General features: G+C 73.7%; 16 protein-coding genes. 5 read left to right on the forward strand and 11 right to left on the reverse strand.

The window, feature by feature from the left end:
- Positions 1-430: 430 nt before the first annotated feature.
- The 3 genes from IF88_RS0122730 to IF88_RS0122740 all read right to left on the reverse strand — a co-directional run bounded on the left by IF88_RS0122730 (position 431) and on the right by IF88_RS0122740 (position 5,226).
- Positions 431-1,381 (reverse strand): polyprenyl synthetase family protein, encoded by a 951-nt coding sequence (locus IF88_RS0122730; protein WP_234323655.1) that lies wholly within the window; start codon positions 1,379-1,381, stop codon positions 431-433.
- Between the two features lie 166 nt (positions 1,382-1,547).
- Positions 1,548-4,253: a helix-turn-helix transcriptional regulator gene (locus IF88_RS0122735; RefSeq protein ID WP_078893057.1), complete on the reverse strand. Its 2,706-nt coding sequence runs from the start codon at positions 4,251-4,253 to the stop codon at positions 1,548-1,550.
- Between the two features lie 145 nt (positions 4,254-4,398).
- Positions 4,399-5,226, reverse strand: coding sequence for a metallophosphoesterase family protein (locus tag IF88_RS0122740; RefSeq protein ID WP_078893058.1), 828 nt, complete (start codon positions 5,224-5,226; stop codon positions 4,399-4,401).
- A gap of 310 nt (positions 5,227-5,536) precedes the next feature.
- On the opposite strand from IF88_RS0122740, the gene IF88_RS0122745 reads away from it, so the two are divergent.
- A complete protein-coding gene (locus tag IF88_RS0122745; protein ID WP_030715463.1) occupies positions 5,537-6,265 on the forward strand; it encodes a 4'-phosphopantetheinyl transferase family protein in 729 nt (242 codons plus the stop codon).
- Positions 6,266-6,649: 384 nt separating this feature from the next.
- A complete protein-coding gene (locus IF88_RS0122755; RefSeq protein WP_030715466.1) occupies positions 6,650-7,687 on the forward strand; it encodes a LuxR C-terminal-related transcriptional regulator in 1,038 nt (345 codons plus the stop codon).
- A gap of 16 nt (positions 7,688-7,703) precedes the next feature.
- Here IF88_RS0122755 and IF88_RS0122760 read toward each other — a convergent pair whose 3' ends face one another.
- From IF88_RS0122760 to IF88_RS0122795, 8 genes are read right to left on the reverse strand one after another with little or no spacing between them, the layout of a single operon-like run.
- Positions 7,704-8,633, reverse strand: a complete 930-nt coding sequence (locus tag IF88_RS0122760; RefSeq protein ID WP_078893059.1) for a 4'-phosphopantetheinyl transferase family protein — start codon at positions 8,631-8,633, stop codon at positions 7,704-7,706.
- Positions 8,630-8,866, reverse strand: coding sequence for a phosphopantetheine-binding protein (locus IF88_RS0122765; RefSeq protein WP_030715473.1), 237 nt, complete (start codon positions 8,864-8,866; stop codon positions 8,630-8,632). Before IF88_RS0122765 ends, IF88_RS0122760 begins: the two co-directional genes overlap by 4 nt.
- The gene (locus tag IF88_RS0122770) at positions 8,853-10,787 is read right to left on the reverse strand and encodes an HAD-IIIC family phosphatase (RefSeq protein WP_030715475.1); all 1,935 of its coding nucleotides are present in this window, start codon (positions 10,785-10,787) and stop codon (positions 8,853-8,855) included. Before IF88_RS0122770 ends, IF88_RS0122765 begins: the two co-directional genes overlap by 14 nt.
- Before the next feature lie 7 nt (positions 10,788-10,794).
- Positions 10,795-11,853 (reverse strand): 3-oxoacyl-ACP synthase III family protein, encoded by a 1,059-nt coding sequence (locus tag IF88_RS0122775; protein ID WP_051837364.1) that lies wholly within the window; start codon positions 11,851-11,853, stop codon positions 10,795-10,797.
- On the reverse strand, positions 11,850-14,819 hold the full coding sequence (locus tag IF88_RS0122780; RefSeq protein WP_030715481.1) for a type I polyketide synthase: 2,970 nt from the start codon (positions 14,817-14,819) through the stop codon (positions 11,850-11,852). Before IF88_RS0122780 ends, IF88_RS0122775 begins: the two co-directional genes overlap by 4 nt.
- Positions 14,819-15,121 carry an acyl carrier protein gene (locus IF88_RS0122785; protein WP_030715484.1) on the reverse strand — a complete coding sequence of 101 codons (303 nt, stop codon included), beginning with the start codon at positions 15,119-15,121 and terminating at the stop codon, positions 14,819-14,821. The genes IF88_RS0122780 and IF88_RS0122785 overlap by 1 nt, the downstream gene beginning before the upstream one ends.
- 53 nt (positions 15,122-15,174) lie before the next feature.
- Complete coding sequence (locus tag IF88_RS0122790) at positions 15,175-16,929, reverse strand: acyl-CoA dehydrogenase (protein ID WP_051837390.1); 1,755 nt, start codon at positions 16,927-16,929, stop codon at positions 15,175-15,177.
- A complete protein-coding gene (locus tag IF88_RS0122795) occupies positions 16,926-18,737 on the reverse strand; it encodes a fatty acyl-AMP ligase (protein WP_037806700.1) in 1,812 nt (603 codons plus the stop codon). The genes IF88_RS0122790 and IF88_RS0122795 overlap by 4 nt, the downstream gene beginning before the upstream one ends.
- Positions 18,738-19,010: 273 nt before the next feature.
- On the opposite strand from IF88_RS0122795, the gene IF88_RS0122800 reads away from it, so the two are divergent.
- The 3 genes from IF88_RS0122800 (at position 19,011) to IF88_RS0122810 (ending at position 21,647) form a co-directional block, all read left to right on the forward strand.
- Positions 19,011-20,570 (forward strand): acyl-CoA carboxylase subunit beta, encoded by a 1,560-nt coding sequence (locus IF88_RS0122800; RefSeq protein WP_051837366.1) that lies wholly within the window; start codon positions 19,011-19,013, stop codon positions 20,568-20,570.
- Between the two features lie 29 nt (positions 20,571-20,599).
- The gene (locus tag IF88_RS0122805) at positions 20,600-20,770 is read left to right on the forward strand and encodes an acyl-CoA carboxylase epsilon subunit (protein WP_158754514.1); all 171 of its coding nucleotides are present in this window, start codon (positions 20,600-20,602) and stop codon (positions 20,768-20,770) included.
- 106 nt (positions 20,771-20,876) lie between these two features.
- Positions 20,877-21,647 (forward strand): thioesterase II family protein, encoded by a 771-nt coding sequence (locus IF88_RS0122810; RefSeq protein ID WP_051837368.1) that lies wholly within the window; start codon positions 20,877-20,879, stop codon positions 21,645-21,647.
- Positions 21,648-21,700: the final 53 nt, after the last annotated feature.

Consider the following 21,700-nt stretch of genomic DNA (forward strand, 5'->3'; position numbering starts at 1 on the left):
CTGGGCACCTTGCGTTCGACGCCCTGCGGGGATCACCCCGACACACACCCACCCCCGTCCCAACCGGCGGCTGCCCCGATCCCTCGGCCCCGCACCGCTGACCCCACCATCCAGTGCTGACGCACCATCCGGCCTCGCCGCACAATTCAACCTCGCCGCACCACTCCAGCCTCGCCGGCGTTTGAGGCGCGGGGCCCGGGGCGGAGCCCCGATCTTTGAGCCGCACCATCCAGCTGCGCCGCACCGCCCCAGCCTCCGCCGCACCATCCAGCCTCGCCGCACCACTCCAGCCCCGCCGGCGATTGAGGCGCGGGGTGCGGGGCGGAGCCCCGGGCTTTGCGCCGTGCCATCCGGCCTCACCGCACCATCCAGCCCCGCCGGCGTTTGAGGCGCGGGGTGCGGGGCGGAGTCCCGGTAGGGTGCGGCGGGGCTAGCCGGCGAGTTCGCGGGCCAGGGCGGCCAGTTCGGCGCGCCAGCCGCGGGGGATCCGGGCCCCGGCCAGGGCTTCGTCCGCGCGGACCACGAGCGCGGCGATGGTCTCCTCGGCCCGGTCCCGCGCCTGCCCGTCGAAGAACACGTCGCGCAGGAACTGGGCGTCGCCGTCGAAGCCCGGGCCGCCGCTCAGGAATCCGCGGATCCGCCAGGCCGCGTGCACGGCCCGCGCGTATTCCTCGTAGGCCTCGGCCAGGTCCTCGCGCCCCGCGAGCCCGGCGCCGATCAGCAGCGCGTGCCGCAGCCCGTACCAGCCCGCGCCGCACCCGCTGCCGCAACCCTCCAGGCACTGCCCCGGCCAGGCGTCGTCGAGGTACTCGGTCGCCGCGGCGGCCTCCATGTGCGCGCCGATGGCCCGCTCGGCGCGCAGGTCGTCCCACAACCGGCGGGCCTCGTGCGGCAGTCCGACCGCCAGCCGGTCCCCGTAGGCGAGGGCCAGATCCCCCGCGAGGACGGCGGTGCCCTCCCCGAACCGGCGCGGTTCGCCCCGCCAGCCGTTGCGTTCGTGCTCGGCGGCATGGCTGATGTGCAGGGTCGGGATGCCCCGGCGCAGCGGCGCGTTGTCCCGTACGTCGGCCCGTATCACCAGGCAGGTGTCGAGCAATTCGAGCGCGGCAGCCGCGGCCACCGCCTCCTGCCCCTCCGGGTCGCCACCGGCGGCGAGGTACCCGGTGAGGCAGATCGCGGGCCGGGCCCGTTCCCCGCCGGCCTGGACGAGCTCGGCCACGCCCATCACCAGGACGGCGCTGCGCGGGTCGGACGTGCGCCGGGTGCGGTGCTCCTCGGCGAGCAGTCCGGCGAGTCGTTCCTCGACCCGGTCGATCATGGCGTCACGCACCTGTCCGGGCGACGCGGTGCGCCACGGCTGGTCGTGTGTCGGTGTGGTCATGGTGCCCTCCCTGCGGGCTACGTCCTCATGACCGACTTTCCCGCACACAGGGCGCGGAAGCCACCGAAGAGCGCGCACAGACAGGTTCCGGCGTGCGCGGCGGGGGCCGGGAGTGCCTGGTGTCTGCCACGCCGGGGCGGGGAGGGATTGGCTTGCCATCACCTTGTCATACGGAGCCCCCGCCGCCTCGGACGAGCTCCGCGACGCCCGACTGGAGGTCGGCCGGGAGGGCTTGGCGGCCGGGAATGTTCAGTTTGCGGTAGACCCGGGTCAGGTGTTGTTCCACCGTGCTCACGGTGATGAAGAGCTTCTTCGCGATCTCCCGGTTCGTGTGGCCGTGCACCGCGAGCAGGGCCACCCGCCGTTCCGACTCGCTCAGGCTCGCCACCAGTGCGGCGTCCGGCGCCCCGGTCGTCTCCTGCGCCTCGTCGTCCTCACCGGTGTGGCCGGGCAGGATCTTCACGCACAGCGCCTCGGCCCCGCCGGCCTTGGCCAGGTGCCAGGCCCGGCGTTCGACCATGGCGGCCCGGGCCGGTTCGCCGACCTCGCGCAGCACCTGGCCGAAATCGCCCATGGCGCGCGCCAGTTCGTACTGGTCCCCGGAGCGCTGCAGTTCCTCGACGGCCCGGGCGAGCATCGCCTGGCGCTCCCTCGGCTCGCGCAGGGACGCCCGCAGCCGCAGCGATGTGCCGCGCACCCACGGGTCGGCGGCGTCCCGCGTGGTGAGCTGGTCCGCGAGGAACCGCTCGGCCTGGTGGGTCTCGCCGAGCCGGAGCAGTGCCTCCGCCGCGTCCGTGCGCCAGGGCAGGACCCGGGGCCGGTCCAGGCCCCACCGCTTCATGTGGCGGCCGATGTCCAGGAAGTCGCCGAGGGCCGCGTGGAACCGGCTCGTCGCCAGCGCGTACTGGCCCCGGGCGCGCAGGTGGCCCAGCACGTGGACGCTGCCCGCCAGTTCGCCGGGGACGGGCCGGCTGAGGGCGGCGGCCGCCTCCTCGGGCCGGCCCATGGCGATGCGGGCCCGGGCCAGCGTCCCCGCCACCGCGCTCAGCAGGATGCTGCCGCGCCGGCCCGGCGCCGAGCGCAGGACCTCCTCGGCGGTGTCCGCGGCGCCCGTCAGGTCGCCGGCGCGCAGTCGCGCCTCGGCGAGCAGACCGGCGAACACGGCCCGCCAGCCGCCGGCTCCGCGCCGCGTCGCCTGCCGGACGAACTCCTCGCACCAGGGCAGCGCGCGGGCCGGGCCGTCGAGGTAGAGCAGGGTGCGCAGGGCCTGCGCCACCGGTTCCACCGTGCCCTCGGCGAGGGTGGCACCGCGCAGGAACAGTTCGGCGGCGCGGACGGCCGTGCCCTCCTCCGCCTCGCCCGGCAGGGTCCACAGGGCGGCCGGGTGGACGGCGGTGCGGGCGGGGCGGGCCGCCGGGTGCGGCCCGGCCTCGGCGTTCCCGCGGCGGGCGGAGGCGGCCCACCGGGGGAACGCCGAGAGGCCGTCCAGCGGGTCCTCGCCCGGTGCGCCGGCGCGGCGCCCGTCGGCGGGCGCGAGCCGTTCCAGTACGTCGACCGCCGCGTCGATGCGGCCCTGGGCGGCCAGCGCCCGGGCCAGCGAACCGAGCGCGCGCGGGTCCAGCCGGCCCCCGGCCACGACGGCCAGCGGGGCCGCGAGGTGGTGTTCGGCGGCGGCCGGGTCGGTGCGTCCGGCGACGGTGCTGAGCCTGACGCTCACCTCGGCGCGCAGCGTGTCGTCCGGGCAGGCCTCGTGGGCGAGCCGCAGGAGGGCCTCGGCCCGGTCGGGGTCCCCGTCCGCGGCGTGCTGGTCGGCGGCGGAGCGCAGGACGGGCAGCGCCCATTCCGCACGGGTGTGCCGTGCGGCGAGGAGGTGTGCGGCGGCCGTGGTGTCGGGGGCGCCCGACGCGCGGGCCAGCAGGGCGGCTTCGCGGTGCAGGGCCGTTCGGGCGGCCGGGTCCATCCGGTGGAGTACGGCGGCCCGCGCGGCGGGGTGGCGGAACCCGCCCGCGGGGGCGAGCAGACCTGCGGCCTCCAGTGCCGCGAGCGCCCGGGCCGCGGTGGCCTCGGCGGCGCCGGTCAGCCGTGCGAGGTGGGCGGGGGTCGCCAGGTCGTCGAGTACGGCGATCGGCTCGGCCAGGTCGGCCGTGGCGGAACCGCTGTGGTGCAGGCAGGCGAGGACGGCCTCGGCGTAGCAGTCGCCGGGCAGGGCCCGCGGGTCCTGGAGCAGGGCCCGCAGCAGCAGCGGGTTTCCGCCGCTGGCCTCGTACAGCCGGCCGGCCTCCGCCTCGGTCCGGTCCGCCAGCATCGCGCGGACGGCCTCGGGGGCGAGCCGCTCCAGGCGCAGCCTCGCGAAGTGGGGCAGCCGGATCAGTTCGGTGCGCGGCAGCGGGTCGTCGCCGTGTTCGTGCGCGGACTCGGCGAGCACGAGCAGGACCGCGGCCTGCCGGGTCCCGCGCGCGAGGTGCAGCAGGTAGCGGCGGGACAGCTCGTCGACGTGGTGCAGGTCGTCGACGCAGACGACCACCGGGGCGGCGAGGCTCAGTTCGCGGACGGCGTTGGCGAAGGCCCGCATGGACTCGACCCGTTCCGCTTCGTCCGGCGACGCCGGCGGCGGGGGGAGCGCACCGGCCGGGGCGTCGGCGGTCAGCTGGCGCAGGACGCCCAGCGGTTGGCCTTGTTCGGCCGCGGTGCCGATGGCGCGCAAAACGGTTCCGCCGCGGATCTCCGCTTGTCCCGCGGCCGTTTCGAGGAATTCGCTCTTTCCGCAGCCGACCGCACCCTCGACGAGCAGAATTCCGGAATTCCCTGCCGCGCAGCCGGAAAGCAGCGCATCTAATAGGGCAATTTCCTCGGCGCGCCGGAACAAAAGCATAAGAGTCCCCCAGTGCCCCTGTTCCGCGCATTCGGCAGGAAGGCGCGAGCACGGAAAGGGACTGTTCGAGCGTGGAGCGAGCAGGAATTGACGGTCAGTCTAGGCGGGGACGGTACGGCCCACACTGTCCGGAAGTTGCCACGCATCAATTCCCGCGGCCGGGGGCGGGGAAGATACGGCGCGGGATGTCGCGCGGGTGGCCGGGCCTCTGCCACTCCCGTGGATAGCCCACGGACACCTCCTCGAAGCGCACGCCGTCGTACCAGGTGGTGCGCGGGATGTGCAGGTGGCCGTAGACGACGGCGGCGGCCCGGAACCGCGTGTGCCAGTCGGCGGTGAGCTCGGTGCCGCACCACTGGGCGAACTCCGGGTGCCGCAGGATCCGGGTGGGGGTGCGCACGAGCGGGAAGTGGTTGACGAGCACGGTGCGCAGGTCGGGATCACAGGCGGCCAGCCGCTGCTCGGTGACGGCGACCCGGGCCCGGCACCACGCCTCCCGGGAGGCGTAGGGGTCGGGGTGCAGCATGAACTCGTCCGTGCAGACCACCCCGGCCTCGTACGCCTGCTCCAGGGCTTCTTCCCTGGTGGCGGCCGTGGGGGTGCGGAAGCTGTAGTCGTACAGCAGGAAGAGGGGGGCCACGATCAGCGGGCCGCCCGGCCCCGCCCAGACGGGGTAGGGATCCTCGGGCGTGTGCACGCCGAAGGAGCGGCAGATCTCGACCAGCCGCCGGTAGCGCGCCTCCCCGCGCAGGGGGTGCGGATCGTCCCGTACGGTCCACAGTTCGTGGTTCCCGGGCGCCCACACCACGGTGGCGTAGCGCCGGGTGAGCAGGTCGAGCACCCATCGGAGATCGTCGAGCGACTCGCTCACGTCGCCGGCCACGATGAGCCAGTCGGCGGGACTGTCGGGATAGAGCTCCTCGACGATCCGGCGGTTCTCCGGGAATCCGACATGGAGGTCGCTGATACCCATGAGGTTTCCGTGCGGCATTCCGTGAGTGTGCACGGCCGGAGGCGACATGAACACCCCTTCCCTACCCCTCAATTGACGAGAACGAACCCCTGTTCGGGCACATGGCAGGGAGATGGCAATGCCCGCCCGGTCACCCGGCAGTGCCCCCGCAGGCACCGGTTGCACGGCCCGGTGGATGGCAGCAGCCTGGGAGAGAACCGGGGTTACTCCGGGTCAGTCCGGTTGACCTGGCACTTCGTTCCTGTTCGTGGCGGGGCGACGGCGCGAGCGTGGGAGCTGTCAGACCGAAACAGCGACCCGAGGGAATGCCGTGCTCACAAAGCTCCTGCCCGCGAACGTCGCGACCGCCGAAGCCACCACCGACCCTGCCGACGTCTTCCTCTACCCCGAGGAGGAGCGCCTGATCCGCAACGCCGTACCCAAGCGGCGGCTGGAGTTCGGGACCGTCAGGTGGTGCGCCCGTCGCGCCATGGGACAGCTGGGCCTGCCCCCCGCTCCCGTGGTGCCGGGCCGGCGCGGTGTCCCGCAGTGGGCGCCTTCGGTCGTGGGATCCATGACCCACTGCGCCGGTTTCCGGGGTGTGGCCCTCGCCCGCAGCACGGAGTTCGCCTCCGTGGGCGTCGACGCGGAGCCCAACGCCCCCATGCCGGAAGGCGTCCTCGCCTCGATCGCCCTGCCCGATGAGATCCGCCTCGTACGGGAGCTGGCGCGGGCGGTGCCCGAGGTGGCGTGGGACCGGCTGCTCTTCAGCATCAAGGAGGCCGTCTACAAGACCTGGTTCCCGCTCACGGGCCAGGAACTCGACTTCACGGACGCCCTGGTGAGCGTCGATCCCGGACAGGAGACCTTCCACGCCAGGCTGTTGCCGGACCCCTCCACACTCTCCCCGGCCGGGCCGACCGCGTTCAGCGGCCGCTGGTCGGCGGAGAACGGCGTACTGCTGAGCGCCATAGCGGTGCCGGCTGCCCGGCTCGCCGCCGTGGGCGCTCCGGTACGGAGAAGCGCTCCCCGCATCTGCCGTGCGGGGAGCGCTTCCTGAACCGCTAGCCGTGGGGGCCGGTCATCCCCATCGGTCGTCGTCCGGTACGACACCCACCTCCGGGGTGCCCCCATCGAGCGCGACGGCGATCACGGACTCGGCGGACACATTCGACGCCACCTGGCCCGCCACGGCCTGAACTCCCAGCGCTAATACCACACTCGTCACTACAGTCAAGCAAATCGAAGATACCTTAACGGAAATAGTTCTCACGACTTCCCCCAGTCGAAGATCGAGTTCCACTCCACCCGCACCGCCGGACACTTCCGACTCAGTGGCGCCGGGTGATGCGAACAGACTGCTCGATCTCGATCAGCCCCGCCAAGGGCGGTACGTTGGCGTAAAGTTACGTGGCAGCAAATACACCAACCAGCGGGGGCTGAGATGTTTACAGGGGAGGGCTCGGATTCGGGGTTCGCCGAGCTGGACGACGTCAGCGCCACCGCGTACGGTCTCGCGGTCGAGTGCGGCCGCTTCGTACGCGATCAGATCGCCGAGCAGCTGTCACTGACGACCGAAGAGGTCGTACGGGTGGAACAGGTGCTGACCGGGGTGCGCCTGTTGCAGTCCATGCCGGGGAACGCCAACGAGCTCACCCCCGTCACACCCGATGTCGCGGCCGCCTCCCTGGTGGGGCCCGCCGAACGGCACATACGCGACCTGCAACAGGCGGTCACCGATGTCCGGGCCAAGCTGCTGTCCCTGACCCCCCTGTACTTCGAGGGACGCCGCCTGCGCAACCGGCTGGAGGCCTTCGACGTCATCACCGACGTCTCCCGGATCCAGGCGATGCTCGACCACCTGAGTCAGAACTGCAAGAGCGAGCTGCTCACCGTCCAGCCCGGTGGCGCACGCCCGGCGGATCTGCTCGCGCAGGCCAGGGACTCGGCCCTCTCCACCCTCTCCCGCGGCGTCCGGATCCGTACCATCTATCAGCACACCGCCCGCAATGACCTGCCCACCCGCTCCTACGTCCGCGAGGTCAGCGAACAGGGCGCGGAGATCCGCACCGCGGACGAAGTCATCGACCGGCTGATCATCTACGACCGGGAGGTCGTCTTCCTGCCGGAACGCACCCATGGCGACAGCGCGCCCGGTGCGGCCATCGTCCGCGAGCCCACGCTCGTGGCGTTCCTGTGCTCCGTCTTCGAGTACCTGTGGGACGGCGCGTCCCCCTATGTCGTCGACTCCCAACGCTCCCCGGCCTCCTCGGACGAGCTCAAGTGGTCGATCATCAGGCTGATGACCAAGGGGTACAAGGACGAGATGGTCGCGCGCCGGCTCGGCATGTCCGTGCGGACCTGCCGCCGCCACATCGCCGAGATCACCGAGGAGCTGGAGGCCACCAGCCGCTTCCAGGCGGGCTACAACGCCGCCCGGCAGGAGATGCTCTCCGGGGGGGCGGTCCCCTCCCTGTCGTGATCCCGGCAACGTGGCCTCAGAGGCCGCCGCCCCCGCCGTACGGCGCCTCGCCGTTCGCCCGCTCCTCGTACGCCCGCTCCTCGTGCGCCGTCTCGTCGTATGCCGTCTCGTCGAGCGCCTCCGTGATCGCGTCCACGCAGTCCTGGTCGAGCATCGTGGTGACGTGGGCGTCCTGGAGCCGGCCGAAGCCCGCGTCGTACACCGCCGCACTGACGACGTAGCCGTCGGCGACCGGGAACGTACGGAAGATCCACTCGTCCCCGGTCCCCGAGGTCCCGTCCGGCCGCTGGACCCGCACGGCCCTGCCGTCCGGGCCGAATCCGAACTCCGTGAACCGGAACTGCATGCCCTGGCCGATGGCCTTGCTGTAGGCCTCCTTGAGGGTCCACAGCCGTACGAGCGCGTCGTTGCGCTCCGCCTCCGGCATCCCGGAGAGCAGCACCGACTCGTACGGCGTGCAGATGTGCCGGCCCAGCCCGCCGGCGTGCATCTCGCGGTCGGCCCGTTCCGCGTCCACCCCGATGAGGCCGGTGGTCGTCAGCCCGACGAGCAGCAGGTCCTCGGTGTGGCTGAGGCTGATGTCGATCTGGTCGCAGCCGCGCAGGTACGGACGTCCGGTCGGCCCGTAGGCCAGTTCCAGGTCCGCGGGATCGCTGTCGAGCACCGCGCTCGCCGCGTACTTCAGGAGCATCCGGGAGGCGGTGTAGCGGTCGCGGACCTCGGCGTGGGTCAGGTCGAGGTAGCGCGTCCAGTCCCGGCCGAGCAGCTCCCGCAGCCCGTCGCCGGACGGCACACGCGGTTCCAGGTCCCTCAGCCACGCGTAGACCAGCGCCGTCCCGTGCGTGGCGAGGTCCTCCCGGACCCGGTCCCACGAGTCGCCTCCCGGCACCACGGCGACGGGCGCGCCGAGCGGGGGGCCGAGCGAGGGGCTGCCCGGGGCAGTCATCCGTACTCCTTCACGAGGGTGTGGATCTCCCGGAGGCGGTGCGCCTCCAGCAGACGGTGTACCGGTACCCGGTGGCCGGACTCCTCCAGGAGGGCTACCAGACGAAGCAGGTTAAGTGAGTCCCAGCCGGGCAGGTCCACCAGTGCGGTGTCCGCGCCCTCGGGAATCGCGATGTCCAGGCCGAGGTCGTCACGGACCGTCCGCAGGAACCCGTCGAGGCTATCGATGCTCATCGGTCCCCCTTCCCCCCGGGGTTTCGGTGATGCGCACGTGCGCGGGTACTTCCGGTACCCGCGCCAGGTCGTGGTGGAACCTCACCGCCGCGTCCGCCGGCCCGCCGGTCCCCACCCGCGTGAAGCCGCAGGACGGGTAGAAGTCGCGGGCGCGGTGGTTGCGCGCGGTGGGGACGTACCGGGCGGTCACCCCGGACAGTCCGAGCGCGCGGGCCCGCTCCAACACCACGGCCAGGCAGGCCTGTTCGACCCCGCGGGCGAGCACCCGGCAGCTGAGCCACATGTTGTCCAGGTGCAGCACCCCTTCCGTGACGGTCCCGAGCACCGCTCCGACCAGGCCGTTGTCGCCGAACCGGTCCGCGCTGCGGGCGGCGAGCAGCAGCCGCGCCGGGTCGGCGGCCAGGGCCGTCAGCCCGGACTCCGGGTGGCCCCCGCCGGCCAGGTTGAACTGGTGTGTGCGCAGGGTCAGCTGGGACATCCGGGCGAACTCGTGGGGGCGGGGCGGGCCGAGCCCGACCCGGACCTCCAGCGCCCGCAGGAACTCCTCGTGCGAGCCCGAACCCGCGTGCAGCGCCCGGCGTTCACGCTGCCTGTGGTACTCGCCGGTCCGGGCCCGGTCCTCGTCGGTCAGCCGCGGGGTGTCGAACCAGCCGTCGGCCAGCAGCCGGGTGATGTGCAGCGCGGGTTCCTCGTCGAGCGCCACGACGGCCACTTCGGGCGTCCCGTACCGTACCCGGGCGCGCTCGGCCGGTGAGTCGTCGGCGAAGACGAGGGCGTCCGTGCCGAGGTCCAGTTCGCGGGCGATGTCGGCCAGATTGGCGTCCTTGGGCGCCCAGTTGGCGTTGATCCGTACGAAGTCGCCCTCTCGCAGCACCAGATCGGGGTGGGTGCTCAGCGCCCGCAGGACCGGGCCCTCGTCGTTCTTGCTGCTGACCGCGAGGAGCACGCCTTGGGAGCCGAGCTGTTTGACGCACTTCTGGAAGGCCCCGAAGGCCTCCCCGCGCAGGGTGCCGGCCGCCGCGATGCCCTCGGGCCCCTCCTCGCCGAGCACCCCGTCCCACAGGGTGTTGTCGAGGTCGAGCACCAGGCACTTGCGGACCCGGCCGGCCTGCGCGCGGGCCAGGTGCCCCACCTCGCGGGCATACGCGGCGAGGAGCTCCGCACCGAGCCGGACCTTGGCGTGGCCGGCCAGCCGCGGGTCGGTGACCGGCCCGCCCTCGCCGATCAGCGGGTCCAGGTCGATCACCACGAGCCGGCCGTCGGGATCGGACTCGGTGAGCCGCAGCAGCCGGGCGTTGAACTCCCGCCAGAGCGCGCCCAGGAGGGCCCGGGAGCGGTGGTCGATCAGCTGGTGGCTGCGGTCGCGCGGCAGCGGGACCGTGTTGAGCACCAGGGTCCCGGGGGCCCCTTCGGCCAGCGCGGCGCACCGGCCCAGCGCCTCCTCGGCCGCGCGTTCCACGTCCTCGGGCCGCCACACCGCGGGGACCTGCGCGAAGACGGTCTCGGCGTCGAGCAGGCACAGGGTGAGGTCCGGCCGGGCCGTCCGCAGCTCGCCGCCGGGGTCGGTCAGGTCGCGCAGGTACGTGCCGTGCTCGCCGAGTACCGGCTTCAGCAGCAGCCCGTGGCGGGCCAGTTCGCCCCGGAGGGGGTCGATGACGTGGCCGACGGTGGACTGGCCGGTGACCGCCACCGTCACGACGGGGGTCCTCGGGTGGTGGGCCAGCACGGCGTCGGCGTCGAGTCCGCCGAGCAGCCGGCCGGCCGCCGCCGCGGACACCGGCCCTCCCCCTGTCGTCCCGGGCCCGGCCCCGGGGCCGCCCGGCCCGCTCTCCTGCGCGAGCAGCTCGGGTACCTCGTCGTACGCCTTCTCCAGCAGACCCTGCGCGCGCAGTTCGCGCAGCCGGTCCAGTCCCGTCGTCATCGGCGCCTCACACCTTCTCCAGGGCGAACCCGGCCCGGATCCACCTGCTGGACTCCACGCACAGGGCCACCGCCCGGTCCCCGACGGCGAACTGCGGGAGCAGCCGCTCCAGTTGCAGGAAAGGCAGGGCGTTGCCCGTGTTGCCGGTGTCGGACACGCAGGACACCTCCCGGGCGGGGCCGGGCGGCAGCCGCTCGACGATGCGCGCGGTCATCCGCTCGGAGAGCTGGGGCGGCAGCAGGAAGCCGATGTCGTCGAGGCTCCATCCGAGCCCCCCGAGCAGCTCCCAGAGGATCTCCACGGCGATCTTCGGCACGTGCTCCTCGATCGCCTTGTAGTCCTCGGCCAGCATCCGCCGCTCCGAGTCGCGGTCGGTGGTCCCGTACCAGTCCAGGAGCTGGCCCGGCGGACGGCCCTGCCCGGTCCAGGAGTTCAGCACCGCCCGTACGGCGACCCGCTCGCCCTCGGGCTCGTCCGTGAGGACGGCGGCGCCGGCCCCGTCCCCGAAGAGGACGTGGTTGACCAGTTCCTCGGTGGGCATCCGGGCGGTGTCCCGCCGCGGCGACAGGAACCGGTGCGTGACGTCCCCGCCGAGGATCAGGCCGGCCCGGTGGCCGCCGAGGATCAGGGTGCGGCCCAGGTCGAGGGCCTGGACGGCGCCGGAGCAGCCCGCCTGGACCTGGTAGACCGGCAGGTGGTCGAGGCCCAGGCGGTCGGCGACCTCGCTCGCGGTGGTCGGCAGGAGCAGGTCGGGGGTCGCGGTCGCGAGCACCACGAACTCGATGTCGGCGGGGCCCGTTCCCGCGGCGCTCATGGCCTGGGCGCCGGCCTCGGCGCACAGGTCGGCGAGCGAGCCGCGGACCTCTCCGGTGACCGGGTCCCAGCCGAAGTGCCGGGTCCTGGTGCCGACGAAGATGTCGATCCACTCCTCGCTCACGCCCAGCAGCGCACCGAGGGCGCTGTTGTCCACCGGGTCGCCGGGCAGCGCCGTACCGGTCGCCGCGAGGTAGACCGTGGCGCGGTCCGCCGCGTCCGCCGCCTTCGTCGCCTCCGTCGCCCGCGTCATGCCGACCTCGCCAGGAGCATGTCGTCGAGGAAGGCGGCCAGCGACCCGACCGAGCGCAGCGCGGGCAGCATCTCCTGCACGGAGACCTCGCCGACCCGTGGCAGCCTGGCCTCCACCTGGTTCTTGAGCTGCATGATCATCACGGAGTCGAAGCCGAGGTCCTCGTAGAAGCGGGCCTCGCGCACGACGCGTTCCGGCGGGTAGCCGCCGACCTCGGTGACGGCCTGGACGACCGCGAGCAGCACCGGATCGTCGGCGTGGGTCGCGGTGCCGGTCCCGGAAGGCGCGGCGAGCGGCGGGACGGTGACCGGCGGGACGGCGACCAGCCCGGCCGGCTGCGGCTGGGGCTGGGGCTGGGGCTGGGCGGTGTGCACGAGCGCCTGCCGGTCCCAGTGGCGCTGCGCCGACGAGAAGACGTACGGGCTCAGCGCTTCGACGACCCGGTGCCCCGGTTCGTACAGCTCCTCCCAGAGCGGGTCCAGCCCGCCCCGGTACAGGGCGGCGACGGTCGCCGCCAGTTCCCTCCCCGTCGCCCCGGCGCCCGGGGCGGGGTGCAGGAGCTCCGCCGCCGCCGCGCGACCGCTCCGGGCGGCGATCTGCAGGAGCGTGCCGCGCGGGCCGATCTCGATCAGATGGGTGGGGGCGACGTCGGCGACGAGCGCGCCGAGCGCGGTGTCCATGAGCACGGGCTCCTCGATCTGGTCGGCCCAGTAGCCGGCGTCCATGAGCTCGTGGCGCAGCATCCGGCCGTGCCGGGTCGAGGCCACCGGCACGGCGGGCGCCCGGCTGCGCACCGACTCGGTGCGCAGGCCGGCGGCGGCCGGGGCCATCAGCGGCGAGTGGAAGGCGTGGGAGACGGGCAGCCGCTCGACCCGTACGCCGCGCCCCGCGAGCGCCCGCCCGATCCGCTCCAGCGCCTCCAGCGGTCCGGAGACCACGGTGTCCGCGGGGCCGTTGAGCGCGGCCAGGACCGTGCCCGGCTCCGCCGCCAGCAGCTCGGTGAGCCCCTCTGGGCCGGTGGCGGCGGCGATCATGCCGCCGCCCGCGGGCAGTTCGCCCGTCAGGGCGCCGCGCCGGACCACCAGGCGGGCGGCCTCGTCGAGGGGGAGGGCCCCGGCGGTCACGGCGGCGGCGTACTCGCCCAGGCTGTGGCCGAGGACGGCCGCCGGGGTGATCCCGAGCGAGGCGAGGGTACGGGCCAGCGCGCAGCCGACGGCGAACAGCGCCGGCTGGGCGAACTCGGGCCGGTGCACCCGTTCGTCGCCGCTGAGGATCAGCTCGCGCACCGACGTGCCGAGGTGAGCCGCGAGCGCCTCGTCGGCCTCGGCGAGGTGGCGCCGGTAGGCCGGGGAGTCGCGGTGGAGGCCCGCCGTCATGCCGGGGAACTCGCTGCCCTGGCCGGTGAAGAGGAAGGCCACGACCGGCCTGTCCCACGGGCGCCCACCGCTCCCGGCCGCGTCCTGCGGGTCCGCCGCGCGGCGCAGTGCGGATACGAGCTCGTCGGTGTCGCGCACGGGGACCGCGAACCGGTGCGGCAGACCGGTCTTGATCCGGTTGCTGCTCCAGCACAGGGCCGCCGCGCCGCCGCGCGGCCGCCGGGCCACCGCTTCGGCCTGCGCGGCGAGGTTGCGGCGCAGCGCCTCGGGGGTGTCGCCGCTGACGGTGAAGACGCCGACGGCGTCGCGCGCCCCGCCCGTACGGGCTCGCGCGGCGAGCGGGATCCGGGGCGCCGAGCCGAGCACGGCGTGGGCGTTCGTACCGCCCATGCCGAAGCTGCTGACGCCCGCGAGGCTCTCCCCGCGCGGCAGCCGCATCGGGGACTTCAGCAGCCGCATGCCGCGTTCGCCGAGCCGCAGCCGCGGGTTCTCGCGGTCGGCGAACAGGCTGGCGGGGACGATCCGGTGGTGCAGGGCCAGCACGGTCTTGATGAGGCCGGCGATGCCGGCCGCGCCCTCGGTGTGGCCCAGGTTGCCCTTGACGGAGCCGATCGCGCACGGGGTCTCGCGCGGGACCCCGTGGACCGCGCCGAGCGCCGCGCACTCGATGGCGTCGCCGAGTACGGTCCCGGTGCCGTGCGCCTCCACGAAGGCGACCTGGTCGGGGGTGACCCCGGCGCGCCGGTACGCGAAGTCCAGCACCCGCTGCTGCGACCAGCGGTTGGGGGCGATCACCCCGTTGCTGCGGCCGTCCTGGTTGACGGCGCTGCCGCGCAGGACGGCGTAGATCCGCTGTCCGTCGGCGAGGGCGTCCTCCAGCCGGCGCAGCACCACCAGGCCCACGCCGTCGCTGCGTCCGATCCCGTCGGCGTCGGCGCTGAAGGGCTTGCAGCGTCCGTCGGAGGCGGCCAGGCCCAGCTGGCCGTAGACCATGCCCAGAGAGGGCGAGAGCACGATGTTGACCCCGCCGGCCAGGGCGGTGTCGCACTCCCCGGTCAGCAGGGAGCCCGCGGCGAGGTGGACGGCGACGAGCGAGGACGAGCAGGCCGTGTCGACGGCCAGGCTCGGTCCGGTGAAGTTGAAGTGGTAGGAGATCCGGTTCGCCGCCATGCCGGCGCTGCTGCCGGCGCCGAGCAGCGGGGTGACGCGGGCGAGGTCGCTCATGGTGAGGCGGCCCCATTCGCCGCCCATCACGCCGACGAACACGCCGGTCTCGGTGCCCGCGAGGTCGCCGGGGGCGCGCCCCGAGTCCTCCAGCGCCCGCCAGGCGCAGGGCAGCAGCAGCCGGTGGTGCGGGTCCATCGCGGCGGCCTCGCGCGGGGTGACGGAGAAGAAGTCGCTGTCGAAGACATCGGCGTCGTCGATGAAACCGCCGCTGCCGCTGACGGCGGGGAAGTCCCCGGCCTCCCAGCGCTGCGCGGGGACGGGGCCGATGCCGTCCCCGCCGCGCATCAGCAGGTCCCAGTACGCCTGCACGCCCGCCGCCCCGGGGAACGCGCAGTCGATCCCGACGACGGCGATGTCCCCCATCAGTGCCGGCCCCGCGCGTCCGGCGTGCCGGCCGGGAGCGCCGTGGACAGGTAGCCGACCAGGCTGGTCACGGTCGGGTGGTCCCAGAGCAGCGTGGGCTCCACCTCCAGGCCGAACTCGTCCTCCAGGTCGCCGCACAGGCTGAGCGCCGCCACCGAGTCCATGCCGTACTCGGCGAGCGGCACGTTCGGGTCGATCGTCTCGGGTGCGCGCCGCAGGTAGAGCGAGAGCCGGGCGTACAGCCACTCGTGCGGCAGCACGCCGTCGATGGCCGCGGCGGGCCGAGCGGTGGGAACGGTCATCGTGGGACTCCTTCAGTGCGTACGGCGCGTCCGCCGGCCGGCCGGGGGACCGGTCAGCCGGGGAGGGGCGTGGAGTAGAGGTCGTAGCTGATCTGGGTGCTGAAGCGGAGCTGGACCTCGTGCCGGATCCGGGTCTCGCACTCCGCCGGCAGATCGGCGACGCGCGTGCCCAGCCGGCGGGCGATGCGGTGGAGTGCGGCGGCGGCCCAGGACGGGTCGGCGAGGAACGGGTCGGGGCCGTAGCGGCCCTGGTCCCACAGCCCCAGCACGGCGGCCGCGGCGAGCAGCAGCGCGTACCGGTCCATGAGGGCGAACTTGGCGGGCTGGGCGGTGGCCGATGCGCCGGCCGCGTCCAGTCGCAGCACCCGGGCCCGTACGTCGCGGAACTCCTCGACGAGCTGCCCGGCGAGCGTGCGCAGGGCGCTCTCGACGGGGCCGGTGCCGTCGATGCCGGCGCTGACGGCGAGCATGGTCGCGCTGAGGGAGTCCCGGCCGCACGCGAGGCTGAGCCGGTCGGTCCGCAGCGGCGGCAGGTCGCCCCGCAGCCGGAACAGCCCGGCGGGCGCCTCGTCCTCGACGAACCAGGAGGCCCGTGCCAGCCGCGGCATCTGCGGGATGACGGTGGCCTGGCAGGCGACGGTCCCGGCGTGGCCGAGGCTGAGCACCGGTACGTCCCTGACGTGCTTCTGGAAGATGCCGAGGGTGCCCTCGCGGGTGTAGAAGCCGGAGCCGAGCACGATGGACAGGTCGTACATGGCCTCGGTGAGCACGCGGGGCAGCAGGTACTTGAGCGCCGCCGAGTAGACGCTGGTCTCGGCGGGCAGCAGGTGCAGGGCCCGGGTGGCGACGACGGAGAGGGCGTCGTACAGCAGCAGGTTGACGAAGGCGTTGGTGAGCGCCGCGCCGGTGCGGCCGCCGTCACCGCGGCCGCCCGCCTGCCAGCCACCGGAGCGCTCCCGGTCGAAGCGGACGGCGGTGCGCAGGCTGGTGTCGAGGGCCGCCACGGCCGTCGCGGCGATCACGGTCCGGCTGATCTGGAAGGACCGCAGGGCGGTCGTGATCCCGCTTCCCTCCGGGCCGAGCAGGGCGGAGCCGGGCACCGGACAGTCGTCGAACTCGACCCCGGCGAACCGGCAGCCGCGCAGCCCGACGGGGGTCCGGCGGGCTGTCACCGCGGCCCGTGCGTCCGTCAGCTGCCCGGGTTCCAGGAGGAGCACCGAGTGGCTGCGGCTGCCGGGGGCCGGGTCGGTACGGCAGAACAGCACCAGCGCCCCCGCCCGCTCCAGGTCGTTGACCATGGGCTTGCCGCCGCTGATCAGATAGCCGTCGCCGCTGCGGCGGGCGGTGACCTGGCTGCGTACGTAGTCGTTGCTGTGGGCGGTCTCGTGCTGTGCGATGGCCGCCTTGCCGCCGTCGCGCAGCAGGCCCGCGAGCCAGTGCCGCTGCCGGGAGTTCCCGGCGGTCCAGACGTCGGAGGCCGCCATGAAGGTGGTCATGCCGTGGCCCATGGCCAGGCCCACGTCCCGGCGGAAGACCGGGCGCATGATCCTGACCAGGGTGTCCATCCCGTCGAGCCGCCCGCCCAGGGCGCGCGGGATGTACTCGTCGGTGATGCCGAACCCGTCGAGCAGCGCCTCGCCGGCGGCGAAGGGCACCGCGGCCCGGTCGGCCTCCAGCAGCGCGGTGTAGCCGACCGGGTTGGCCGGGTCCGAGGGGTCGCCGAACAGCTCCTCCAGCTCGGCCACCCGGGCCCGGACGGTCCTCTCGCGGTGCTGGGCCACTGCCTGGTCGCCGAGGAGCGACGTCACCACCGTCTTCCTCCGTCCGCTCCTTCCGGCCGCAGCAGGTCCTCCCCGAACAGCACGTCCTCGGCGCGGGCCAGCGCGTACACGTCCGGCGTCAGCACCTCGTACTCGCCGTGCAGGACCCCGTCGAGGAAGAGCTTGCGCATCAGGGTGCGCTGGACCTTGCCGCTGCTGGTGCGGCGTACGGTGCCGGGGCGCACCAGGAGCACGTTGCCGGCCGGGATCTCGAACTCCTTGCCGATCAGGGCCTGCATCCGCTGTGCGACGGTGCGCAGTTCGGCGCTGCCCGCCCCGCGCACCTCCTGGACGAGGACGAGCTGCTCGCCGCCGGCGTCCACGGAGAACGCGGCGCCGGCGCCGAAGGTCAGCGCGGGGCTGACGGTCCGGGCGGCCCATTCGATGTCCTGCGGGTACACGTTGCGGCCGTTGATGATGATGACTTCCTTGAGCCGCCCGGTGACGAACAGTTCGCCGTCTTCGAGCATGCCCAGGTCGCCGGTGCGCAGGAAGTTGCTCTCCTCGCCGTTGAGGCTGGCGAGGAAGGTGTGGGCGGTCTCGGTGGGCCGCCGCCAGTAGCCGCGGGCCACGCTGTAGCCGCGCAGCCAGATCTCGCCGACGGCGCCGGCGGGCAGTTCGCGGTGGGTCAGCGGGTCGACGATGCGGACCTCCATGTCGACCGGGGTGCCGCAGCCGATCAGGGTCTTGACGTCCTGTCCGGATCCGGCGCGGAGCACCTGGTCGCGCTGGAGAGCGGTCCGGTCGAAGTCCCTGCGGACGTGCGGGGTGCCGGGGACCCCGCCGGAGACGACGAGGGTCGCCTCGGCCAGTCCGTAGCAGGGGTAGAGGGCCTCGGGGCGGAATCCGGCCGGGGCGAACCGTTCGGCGAACTCGTCGAGGCTCTCGGGGCGTACGGGTTCGGCGCCGTTGAGGGCCAGCCGCCAGCGGGACAGGTCGAGCGCCGCGATCTGCTCGTCCTTCACGCGGCGCACGCACAGGTCGTAGGAGAAGTTGGGGCCGCCGCCGACGGTGACGCCGTACTCGTCGATGGCCTGGAGCCAGCGCAGCGGGCGCTTGACGAAGGACAGCGGGGTGACCTGGACGCTGTGGCCGCCGAGCCACACCGGGTGCAGGAGGTGGGCGACCAGTCCCATGTCGTGGAAGTAGGGCAGCCAGCTGCCGAAGACGTCCTCGCGGGTGGTCCGGAGGACCTTCTGCAGGGCGGCCTGGTTCGCCAGGAGGTTGCGGTGCGAGACGGTCACGCCGCGCGGTTCGGAGACGGAGCCCGAGGTGTACTGGAGGAACACCAGGTCGTCGGGGCGGGCGTTGACGGGCTGGAAGGCGTCGGCGTCGCCGATGCCGGGCACGTCGCTGACCACGCACAGCGCGTCGGGGCCGGCGTTGCGGGCGAGCCACAGCGCGACCTCGGGGGCGGCGGCCGTCTCGGTGAGGACCACCTTCGCGGCGGTGTCCTTGAGCACGGCGGTGGTGCGGTTGAGCCGCTTGTCGCGGCCGGCCTCGCCCGGCATGGGTACGGGAACCGCGATGGCGCCGGCGTAGAGGCAGCCGGCGAACGCCTTGAGGAACTCGACGGTGGAGGAGTAGACCAGCAGCACCGGCTGCCCGGTCGCCCCGTGTTCCCGCAGGCAGGCTCCGATCCGTCTGCCCTCGCGGTCCAGTTCGCCGTAGGTGAGGTGTTCGGCCTCCACGCCGCCGGCCGTGTCGCGGAGGAAGACGTGTACGTCCTCGTCGGCGAGTTCAGCCGCCCGAACCCGGAGGAGTTCGGTGAAGGTGGCGAAGCGTGACGGTGACATCCGCGGCATCCCCTCGGGTCAGCGGGCCCGTGGAATGGCGGACCTCGATTCCCCCGGATCCTGCGCGCAGGTCCTTAAGGGGCGCTTGCGCCCGCCGCCCGCGCGGCCCGCGGCGCCCGCGGCCGCCCGCTTCCGCGGACCCGCGGACGGCACCCCTATCCCGGTCAGGGGGGTGGTCGGTGTTCTCCGCGCGCCCCCCGGCCGCCTTCAATGGCGGGCACTGCCCAGGGGCCGCCATCGGTGCGCCCCGATGGCCGAGGAAACGGGTGGAGCATGACAGTTGCCGATGTCGGTGTCCGAGTGGCCGAACTAGGAGCGATCAAGGAGTCCGCCGAGCTGGGCCCGTCCCCGAGCGCCTCCGAGGCGCAGCACGCCCGCGGCAAGCTGACCGTGCGCGAGCGCCTCGACCTGCTCTTCGATCCGGGCACCTTCCGCGAGATCGAGCAGTTGCGCCGGCACCGGGCCACCGGTTTCGGCCTGGAGGACCGCAGACCGCACACCGACGGCGTGGTGACCGGCTGGGGCAAGGTCGGGGGCCGCCGGGTGTTCGTGTACGCGCACGACTTCCGGATCTTCGGCGGCTCGCTCGGCGAGGCCCACGCGCAGAAGATCCACAAGGTGATGGACCTCGCGCTGGCGGCCGGCGCGCCGCTGGTGTCGCTCAGCGACGGCGCGGGGGCCCGGATCCAGGAGGGGGTCACCGCGCTCGCCGGGTACGGCGGCATCTTCCGCCGCAACGTGGCGGCGTCCGGGGTGATTCCGCAGATCAGCGTGATGCTCGGGCCGTGCGCCGGCGGGGCGGCGTACTCCCCCGCGCTGACGGACTACGTGTTCATGGTGCGCGACATCGCGCAGATGTACATCACCGGCCCCGACGTGGTGCAGGCGGTGACCGGCGAGCGGATCAGCCACGACGATCTCGGCGGCGCGCAGGTCCATTCCTCCGTCTCGGGTGCGAGCGCCTTCCTCTACGACACCGAGGAGGAGTGCCTGGAGGAGGTACGGCACCTGCTGTCGCTGCTGCCCGCCAACAACCGTGAGATGCCGCCGGCCGTGCCGGCCGGCGACCCGGCCGACCGCCGGACCGGGGCGCTGTCCGAGCTGGTGCCGGCCGATCCGGCGCGCGCGTACGACATGCGGGCGGTGATCGAGGAGATCGTCGACGACGGCGATCTCTTCGAGGTCCACGCCCACTGGGCGACCAACATCGTCTGCGGGCTGGCCCGGCTGGACGGCCACGTGGTGGGGATCGTCGCCAACCAGCCCGCCTCGCTCGCCGGGGTGCTGGACATTCACGCCTCGGAGAAGGCCGCCCGCTTCGTGCAGACCTGCGACGCCTTCAGCATTCCGCTGGTGACGCTGGTGGACGTGCCGGGCTTCCTGCCGGGCAGCGGCCAGGAGCACGGCGGTGTCATCCGGCACGGCGCGAAACTGCTGTACGCGTACTGCGCGGCCACGGTGCCCCGGGTGCAGGTGATCCTGCGCAAGGCGTACGGCGGTGCCTACATCGTCATGGACTCCCGCTCGATCGGCGCGGACCTGTCGTTCGCGTGGCCCACGAACGAGATCGCCGTCATGGGCGCCGAGGGCGCGGCCAACGTCGTCTTCCGCCGGGAGATCGCCGCCTCGGACGACCCGGAGGCGGCGCGCGCGCAGCGCGTCAAGCAGTACCGGCAGGAACTCATGCATCCCTACTACGCCGCCGAGCGCGGCCTCGTCGACGACGTCATCGACCCGGCCGCCACCCGGCAGGTCTTGGCGGACGCACTGGAGGTCCTGCGGGCGAAGCACGTGCCGCTGCCCGAACGCAAGCACGGCAATCCGCCGTTCTGAGCGCGATGGGCGAGCGGGCCGAACCACACGTGAAGATCGTGCGCGGCGCACCGGACGGCACCGAACTGGCCGCCGTCCTCCTCGCGCTGCTCGCCGCCGCCCGGCGGCCGGGCGACGGCGCCGGGGCCGCGCGACCGGCCCGGGCCGGCTGGGGTCCCGCCCGCGGCTGGCGCCCGCCGGGCACCTGGACCGCGCCGTGAGCGGGACCGGCGCATGAACCGGACCGACCCGCGAGCGGGACCGACCCGTGAGCCGGACCGACCCGTGAGCCGGACCGCCTCCCCCCCGAAAGGACACCGACCGACGATGACCCGTACCACCCTGACCTCTTCGACCCTGACGGCGACCAGCGCCTGGCTGCGCCGCTTCCACCCCGCCGAGGACGCCCCCGTGCGGCTGTTCTGCTTTCCGCACGCGGGCGGCTCGGCGAGCTACTACTTCCCCGTCTCGCGGGCCCTGTCCCCGGACGCCGACGTGCTGGCCGTGCAGTATCCGGGCCGCCAGGACCGCCGCCACGAACGGTGCGTGGACGATCTGCACGAGCTCGCGGACCGGGTCTTCGCGGAGCTGCGGCCGTGGTGCGACCGCCCGGTGGCGCTGTTCGGGCACAGCCTGGGCGCGTCCCTGGCCTTCGAGGTGGCGCGGCGGATGGAGGCGGCCGGCGATCCCGCGCCCGTGGCGCTGTTCGCCTCGGGGCGCCGGGCCCCCTCGCGCCCGCGCGCGAACCAGCTGGTCCACCTCGCCCCCGACGCCGAACTGCTCGCCAGGATCAAGGGGATGAACGGCACGGACCCGGCGGTCCTGGCCGACGACGAACTGCTGCGCTCGGTGCTCCCGGCGATCCGCGGCGACTACAAGGCCGCCGAGACCTACCGCTACCGCCCCGGCCCCGCCCTGACCTCCCCGATCACGGTGCTCACCGGGGACAGCGACCCCGAGGTGACCGCCGAGGAGGCCGCGGCCTGGGCCGACCACACGGACGGCCCCTTCTCCTTGTACCGCTTCCCCGGCGGCCACTTCTACCTCAACGAGCACGCCCCCGAGGTGATCTCCCTGGTCCGGCGCGGGCTCGCGTAGCCCCGGCGTTCCAGGACCGGATCGGCGGACAACCCGCACGAGTCGGCGCGTTG

The sequence above is a fragment of the Streptomyces sp. NRRL F-2580 genome (assembly GCF_000720115.1).
Lineage (GTDB): Bacteria > Actinomycetota > Actinomycetes > Streptomycetales > Streptomycetaceae > Streptomyces.

What these genes read in the sequence shown, in the direction of transcription:
- IF88_RS0122770 (WP_030715475.1), bottom strand. Translation starts at nt 10,787, where the DNA reads ATGACGACGGGACTGGACCGGCTGCGCGAACTGCGCGCGCAGGGTCTG.
- IF88_RS0122765 (WP_030715473.1), bottom strand. Translation starts at nt 8,866, where the DNA reads ATGAGCATCGATAGCCTCGACGGGTTCCTGCGGACGGTCCGTGACGAC.
- IF88_RS0122775 (WP_051837364.1), bottom strand. Translation starts at nt 11,853, where the DNA reads ATGACGCGGGCGACGGAGGCGACGAAGGCGGCGGACGCGGCGGACCGC.
- IF88_RS0122795 (WP_037806700.1), bottom strand. Translation starts at nt 18,737, where the DNA reads ATGTCACCGTCACGCTTCGCCACCTTCACCGAACTCCTCCGGGTTCGG.
- IF88_RS0122740 (WP_078893058.1), bottom strand. Translation starts at nt 5,226, where the DNA reads ATGGGTATCAGCGACCTCCATGTCGGATTCCCGGAGAACCGCCGGATC.
- IF88_RS0122755 (WP_030715466.1), top strand. Translation starts at nt 6,650, where the DNA reads ATGTTTACAGGGGAGGGCTCGGATTCGGGGTTCGCCGAGCTGGACGAC.
- IF88_RS0122735 (WP_078893057.1), bottom strand. Translation starts at nt 4,253, where the DNA reads ATGCTTTTGTTCCGGCGCGCCGAGGAAATTGCCCTATTAGATGCGCTG.
- IF88_RS0122780 (WP_030715481.1), bottom strand. Translation starts at nt 14,819, where the DNA reads ATGGGGGACATCGCCGTCGTCGGGATCGACTGCGCGTTCCCCGGGGCG.
- IF88_RS0122800 (WP_051837366.1), top strand. Translation starts at nt 19,011, where the DNA reads ATGACAGTTGCCGATGTCGGTGTCCGAGTGGCCGAACTAGGAGCGATC.
- IF88_RS0122730 (WP_234323655.1), bottom strand. Translation starts at nt 1,381, where the DNA reads ATGACCACACCGACACACGACCAGCCGTGGCGCACCGCGTCGCCCGGA.
- IF88_RS0122810 (WP_051837368.1), top strand. Translation starts at nt 20,877, where the DNA reads ATGACCCGTACCACCCTGACCTCTTCGACCCTGACGGCGACCAGCGCC.
- IF88_RS0122785 (WP_030715484.1), bottom strand. Translation starts at nt 15,121, where the DNA reads ATGACCGTTCCCACCGCTCGGCCCGCCGCGGCCATCGACGGCGTGCTG.
- IF88_RS0122760 (WP_078893059.1), bottom strand. Translation starts at nt 8,633, where the DNA reads ATGACTGCCCCGGGCAGCCCCTCGCTCGGCCCCCCGCTCGGCGCGCCC.